General features: G+C 69.9%; 3 protein-coding genes. 1 reads left to right on the top strand and 2 read right to left on the bottom strand.

The genetic code is table 11. The annotated features are described in order from the left end of the window. The coding region (locus EHS43_RS40570) for an alpha/beta fold hydrolase (protein WP_221740809.1) at positions 1–303 on the top strand (303 nt) is incomplete at its 5' end. Here the strand turns inward: EHS43_RS40570 and EHS43_RS40565 are convergent. Both EHS43_RS40565 and EHS43_RS40560 read right to left on the bottom strand, forming a co-directional pair. After that, positions 281–1,960 carry a sulfatase gene (locus tag EHS43_RS40565; RefSeq protein ID WP_260470941.1) on the bottom strand — a complete coding sequence of 560 codons (1,680 nt, stop codon included), beginning with the start codon at positions 1,958–1,960 and terminating at the stop codon, positions 281–283. The two genes, EHS43_RS40570 and EHS43_RS40565, sit on opposite strands and share 23 nt — an antisense overlap. 248 nt (positions 1,961–2,208) lie before the next feature. Beyond that, positions 2,209–3,387 (bottom strand): AMP-binding protein (locus EHS43_RS40560; protein ID WP_125195543.1); only part of this gene is annotated, 1,179 nt, incomplete at its 5' end.

Here is a 3,387-nt window from a genome sequence, read left to right as displayed (position 1 = left end):
GCCCCGGACACCGACCCGCCCTTCGACTGGGCGATGCTGCGGGCCACCGACGCCCAGCGCAACGCCCCGAATCCCCTGTGGTGGGACCACATGGCGCGGATCACCATGCCCACGCTGCTCATCGGGGGCGGCCCCACCAGTCCGATCCCCCAGGACCAGGTCGCGCTGTCGGCGTCAGCTGTCCCCGGGGCCCGGCTGGTGACCGTGGGTGGTCGTCATCTCGTGCACGAGGCCAGGCCGGAGGAGTTCCTGGCGCCGTTCCTGGACGCGCCGTCGGAGGTCACTTCGCGAACGCAGTCATGAAGCGGTCGCGGAACTTGTCCATGCCCCACTCGGGAGCGTCGTCGGCGGGCTTGAGGCCGTCGGTCCAGTTCCAGCCGTCGACCCGGTCCAGGATCTTCGGGTCCTTCGCGACGATCGTGACCGGCACGTCCATGCTGGTGGAGCCCTTGGTCACGGTGGGAACGGGCTGGTGGTCGCCGAGGAAGACCAGCACCGTGTTCTTGTCGCCGTAGCGCTGCATCCACTGGGTCAGGCTGTCCACCGAGTACTGGATGGCCTTGCGGTACTCGGTGCGCACCCGCTCCTGGCTCTTCCAGACCTCCGTCGGGTCCGTGCCCTCCTTCTTGATCTGCTCGAAGACCGAGCCGTCACCGAGGTCGTTCCAGTCAATGGTGTGGGCGATCGGCGACCAGGGGTTGTGGCTGGAGGCCAGGATGATCTCCGCCATGATCGGGTCGCGGTCCTTCTTGCCGTGCTCCAGCTTCTGGAAGGCCTCCAGGCTGAACTGGTCCGGCACGGGGGTCCAGCTGAAGTACGGGCCGTTGTAGCCGAGGTGCTTGGAGTCGTAGATGTGGTCGAGTCCGAAGTACTTGCCCTCGGGCCAGGTCTTCCGCACACCGGGCACGATGCCGACCGTGCGCCAGGCGCCGGTCTTCTGGAAGTAGCTGGTGAGGGTCGCGCGGTCGCCGGAGGTCAGGTTCAGGTACCGCTGCTGGTTCTTGACCCACAGACCGGACAGGAACGTCGAGTGCGCCATCCAGCTGCCGGCGCCCGTCACCGGGGACCGCAGCCAGCCGCTGCGCGACGCGAACCCGGCCGCCTTGAGCGTCGCGTCGCCCTTCTTCAGCGTCGCGTCCATCTCCGGTGCCATGGCCGGGTCGTCGATCGCCACCCGGCCGTAGCTCTCGATGAAGGTGACCAGGACGTCCTTGCCGCGCAGCCCGGTCAGCAGCTGGTCGGGCGGGGTGGTGGCGAAGGCGTCGACGGCGGACTGCTTCTCGAAGACCTCGGCGTCCCCCAGCCCGTTGCGGACGTTCTGGATCCGGTTGGCGAGGAACCCGGTGTAGCCCTTGGTGGCGAAGGCGACCCCGCCGAACTGCACGCCGAGGTTGAAGCAGGTCACCCACACGGTTCCGAGGACAAGGGTGGTGAGGACCGCCCGGGGGCGGTGCCGGGACATGACGTTCGTCAGCCGCACCACCGCGAGCGTGCACAGCACGAGGACCGCGAGGAACAGGATGATCACCCCGGCGATCGCGAGCACCTCGCCCGTGCGCCCGAACGACTCCCGGAGCCAGTCCGTCGCGTTGCCCAGCATGACCCAGTCGAAGACCAGGTCGAACGGCCGGGCCATGGTCTGGCGGAAGCCCATGTCCATCAGTTTCAGGAGGGTGAGCACCCCGATGAAGAGCCCGAAGAACACCGCCGCGATCCGGCGGACCTTCGGGGGCAGCACCAGCAGGACGGCTGCGAGGACGATCGCCTCGACGGGGAGCCGCAGGAACGACTGGAGGTCCATGCGGTCGAGCCGGGCGGGGGAGAGCAGCGCGACCAGCAGCAGAAGTCCGGCCAGCACGGTCGTGCCCACGGACACGCCGCGGGCCGTACGGGGATAACGGCGACGCCAGCCGAACCAGCCGGGCCGTATCGGGTCGTCCGGCGCCCCGGCCTCACCCATGGCCTCCTGCGTCACTTCTTCCGCCGCCGCGCCCCCACCATCCGCGTCCCTCTCGCCCTCGGTGGTGTCCTGCGGCTGGCTGGAGCGAGTGAAGAGCGACACCCGGTGGTCCTTCCGTGCGGTCTTGCTGTGACGTGCGGTCCTGCCGCTACGGCATGACGAACAGGGCCCGCTGACCGGGCCTGCCACCACCAGTACGGTCGCACGTCACGTTCGGTTCAACGGCACGGGGGCGGATTCGGGCGGCCTCACCCGTCGGCCGCGACCGCCGCCACCTTCTGCGCCCACCGGTAGTCCGCCTTGCCGCTCGGCGACCGGCGGATGGACTCCGCGATCACCAGCTGGCGCGGCACCTTGTATCCCGCGAGCCGCGTCCGGCAGTGCGACTGGAGCTCGTCCAGGGAGATCCGCTCGGCTCCCTCGCGCAACTGCACGACGGCCGCCACGTGGTGCCCCCACTTCAGGTCCGGCACCCCGGCCACGAGCACGTCGTACACGTCCGGATGGGCCTTGAGGGCCTGCTCGACCTCCTCCGGGTACACCTTCTCGCCGCCGGTGTTGATGCACTGGGAGCCGCGCCCGAGGACGGTGACGACCCCCTCCTCGTCGACGGTGGCCATGTCCCCGAGCAGCACCCACCGCTCACCGTCCTTCTCGAAGAAGGTCTCGGCGGTTTTCCGCGGGTCGTTGTAGTAGCCGAGCGGCACATGGCCGCACTGCGCGACCCGGCCCACCTCGCCCACGGCCACCGGCTCGTGCGTGGCCGGGTCGACCACCTGGGTGCGGGAGTTGACCCGGACCCGGAAGCCGCGCTCGGGCCCGGAGTCCTCCGTCGCCGTCCCGTTGAAGCCGGACTCGGAGGAACCGAAGTTGTTGAGCAGCAGGGCGTTCGGGACGAGCGCCCGGAACTGCCGGCTCACCGTGTCCGACATGATCGCTCCCGACGAGGAGACGCTGAACAACGACGACATGTCGGTGCCCTTCATCGGGCCCTCCAGCGCGTCGATCAGCGGTCGCAGCATCGCGTCGCCCACCAGCGACATGGCGCTGACCCGCTCCCGCTCCACGGTCCGCAGCACCTCCTCGGGCGCGAACCTGCGGTGCAGCACGACCCGTTGGCCGAAGTTGAAGCCGATGAGGGCGGTCAGGGTCGACGTGCCGTGCATCAGCGGGGGCGTGGGGAAGAAGGTGATCCCCGCACCGCCCGCCGCGACCCGCTCGGCGAGCTCCTCGGGCCGCCGTACCGGCTCGCCGGTCGGTGCGCCGCCGCCCAGCCCGGAGAAGAACAGGTCCTCCTGACGCCACATCACGCCCTTGGGCATCCCGGTGGTCCCGCCGGTGTAGATGATGAACTGGTCGTCCCCCGAACGGGCCGGGAAACCGCGCCCGGGCGACCCGGACGCCTCGGCGTCCGCGAAGTCCACCGC

Origin of the sequence: Streptomyces sp. RP5T, from assembly GCF_003933965.1 — a bacterium.
GTDB lineage: Bacteria > Actinomycetota > Actinomycetes > Streptomycetales > Streptomycetaceae > Streptomyces.
The sequence above is the reverse complement of the archived record's forward strand: the minus strand, read 5'-3'. Positions and strand labels throughout refer to the sequence as shown.